Annotated in this window: 2 rRNA genes; both read left to right on the plus strand. The window is 49.8% G+C overall.

The features are described 5' to 3' along the window. The first annotated feature begins 91 nt into the window (after positions 1-91). Positions 92-3,004 (plus strand): 23S ribosomal RNA (locus FFM68_RS13050). A 70-nt stretch (positions 3,005-3,074) separates the two neighbouring features. Further along, positions 3,075-3,190, plus strand: a 5S ribosomal RNA gene (gene rrf / locus FFM68_RS13055).

Here is a 3,190-nt window from a genome sequence, read left to right on the forward strand (position 1 = left end):
TTTTTTAATAAGTTCAATTGCTTATTTTTTATCTGATTGGGAAGTCTATCGCTAGATGGAACAATCAAACCCCTAACGAAAGTTAGGTTAAGGTTAAGTGAATAAGGGCGCACGGTGGATGCCTTGGCACTAGGAGCCGATGAAGGACGGGACTAACACCGATATGCTTCGGGGAGCTGTAAGTAAGCTTTGATCCGGAGATTTCCGAATGGGGAAACCCAGCATCTTTTATAGGATGTTACTTTTCAGTGAATACATAGCTGATTAGAGGTAAACGCAGAGAACTGAAACATCTAAGTACCTGCAGGAAGAGAAAGAAAATTCGATTCCCTGAGTAGCGGCGAGCGAAACGGGAAAAGCCCAAACCAAGAGGCTTGCCTCTTGGGGTTGTAGGACTCCGATATGGTAGTTCAGTGAGATAGTCGAAGGACCTGGAAAGGTCTGCTAGAAAGGGTAAAAGCCCCGTAGACAAAATTTGACTGGCACCTAGGAGGATCCTGAGTACGGCGGAACACGAGGAATTCCGTCGGAATCCGGGAGGACCATCTCCCAAGGCTAAATACTCCCTAGTGACCGATAGTGAACCAGTACCGTGAGGGAAAGGTGAAAAGCACCCCGGAAGGGGAGTGAAATAGATCCTGAAACCGTGTGCCTACAACAAGTTAAAGCCCGTTAATGGGTGATAGCGTGCCTTTTGTAGAATGAACCGGCGAGTTACGATTACTTGCGAGGTTAAGTTGAAAAAACGGAGCCGTAGCGAAAGCGAGTCTGAATAGGGCGAATGAGTAAGTGGTCGTAGACCCGAAACCATGTGATCTACCCATGTCCAGGTTGAAGGTGCGGTAAAACGCACTGGAGGACCGAACCCACGTACGTTGAAAAGTGCGGGGATGAGGTGTGGGTAGCGGAGAAATTCCAAACGAACTTGGAGATAGCTGGTTCTCTCCGAAATAGCTTTAGGGCTAGCCTCAGAGTAAGAATGATGGAGGTAGAGCACTGTTTGGACTAGGGGCCCATCTCGGGTTACCGAATTCAGATAAACTCCGAATGCCATCCATTCATCTCTGGGAGTCAGACTGTGAGTGATAAGATCCATAGTCGAAAGGGAAACAGCCCAGACCACCAGCTAAGGTCCCCAAATAACTATTAAGTGGAAAAGGATGTGGGGTTGCACAGACAACTAGGATGTTGGCTCAGAAGCAGCCACCATTTAAAGAGTGCGTAATAGCTCACTAGTCGAGTGACCCTGCGCCGAAAATGTACCGGGGCTAAATAGTTTACCGAAGCTGTGGAACATACCATTAGGTATGTTGGTAGGAGAGCGTTCTAAGGGCGTTGAAGGTAGATCGTGAGGACTGCTGGAGCGCTTAGAAGTGAGAATGCCGGTATGAGTAGCGAAAGACAGGTGAGAATCCTGTCCACCGAATGACTAAGGTTTCCTGGGGAAGGCTCGTCCGCCCAGGGTTAGTCGGGACCTAAGCCGAGGCCGAAAGGCGTAGGCGATGGATAACAGGTTGATATTCCTGTACCCGTTGTTTTTGTTTGAGCAATGGAGGGACGCAGGAGGCTAAGGAATCAGACGAATGGAAATGTCTGTCCAAGCAACAAGTCTTGATGTGAGTCAAATGCTTACATCTTTAAGGACAAGTTGTGATGGGGAGGGAAATAATAGTACCGAAGTTCCCGATGTCACACTGCCGAGAAAAGCTTCTAGTAAGAAAACAATGGCCCGTACCGCAAACCGACACAGGTAGTCGAGGAGAGAATCCTAAGGTGAGCGAGAGAACTCTCGTTAAGGAACTCGGCAAAATGACCCCGTAACTTCGGGAGAAGGGGTGCTGATCTAACGATCAGCCGCAGTGAATAGGCCCAAGCGACTGTTTATCAAAAACACAGGTCTCTGCAAAATCGAAAGATGACGTATAGGGGCTGACGCCTGCCCGGTGCTGGAAGGTTAAGAGGAGTGCTTAGCGTAAGCGAAGGTACGAATTGAAGCCCCAGTAAACGGCGGCCGTAACTATAACGGTCCTAAGGTAGCGAAATTCCTTGTCGGGTAAGTTCCGACCCGCACGAAAGGCGTAACGATTTGGGCACTGTCTCAACGAGAGACTCGGTGAAATTTTAGTACCTGTGAAGATGCAGGTTACCCGCGACAGGACGGAAAGACCCCATGGAGCTTTACTGCAGTTTGATATTGAGTGTTTGTACCACATGTACAGGATAGGTAGGAGCCGTAGAAGTCGGGACGCTAGTTTCGACAGAGGCGCTGGTGGGATACTACCCCTGTGTTATGACCACTCTAACCCGCACCACTAATCGTGGTGGGAGACAGTGTCAGATGGGCAGTTTGACTGGGGCGGTCGCCTCCTAAAGAGTAACGGAGGCGCCCAAAGGTTCCCTCAGAATGGTTGGAAATCATTCGCAGAGTGTAAAGGCACAAGGGAGCTTGACTGCGAGACCTACAAGTCGAGCAGGGACGAAAGTCGGGCTTAGTGATCCGGTGGTTCCGCATGGAAGGGCCATCGCTCAACGGATAAAAGCTACCCTGGGGATAACAGGCTTATCTCCCCCAAGAGTCCACATCGACGGGGAGGTTTGGCACCTCGATGTCGGCTCGTCGCATCCTGGGGCTGTAGTCGGTCCCAAGGGTTGGGCTGTTCGCCCATTAAAGCGGCACGCGAGCTGGGTTCAGAACGTCGTGAGACAGTTCGGTCCCTATCCGTCGCGGGCGTTGGAAATTTGAGAGGATCTGTCCTTAGTACGAGAGGACCGGGATGGACTTACCGCTGGTGTACCAGTTGTCTCGCCAGAGGCATCGCTGGGTAGCTATGTAGGGAAGGGATAAACGCTGAAAGCATCTAAGTGTGAAGCCCACCTCAAGATGAGATTTCCCATTTCTTAAAGAAAGTAAGATCCCTGAGAGATGATCAGGTAGATAGGTCAGAAGTGGAAGTGCAGTGATGTACGGAGCGGACTGATACTAATCGATCGAGGACTTAACCAAAAATTGATTCACGGTTGTTTGAATGTTTCTGATCCAGTTTTGAGTGAACGAAGTTTACTCAAACAAATAGTGTGGTGGCGATAGCGAGAAGGATACACCTGTTCCCATGTCGAACACAGAAGTTAAGCTTCTTAGCGCCGATTGTAGTGAGGGGTTGCCCCTTGTGAGATTAGGACGTCGCCACGC

It is taken from the genome of Enterococcus xiangfangensis, assembly GCF_005405365.1.
GTDB lineage: Bacteria > Bacillota > Bacilli > Lactobacillales > Enterococcaceae > Enterococcus_A > Enterococcus_A xiangfangensis.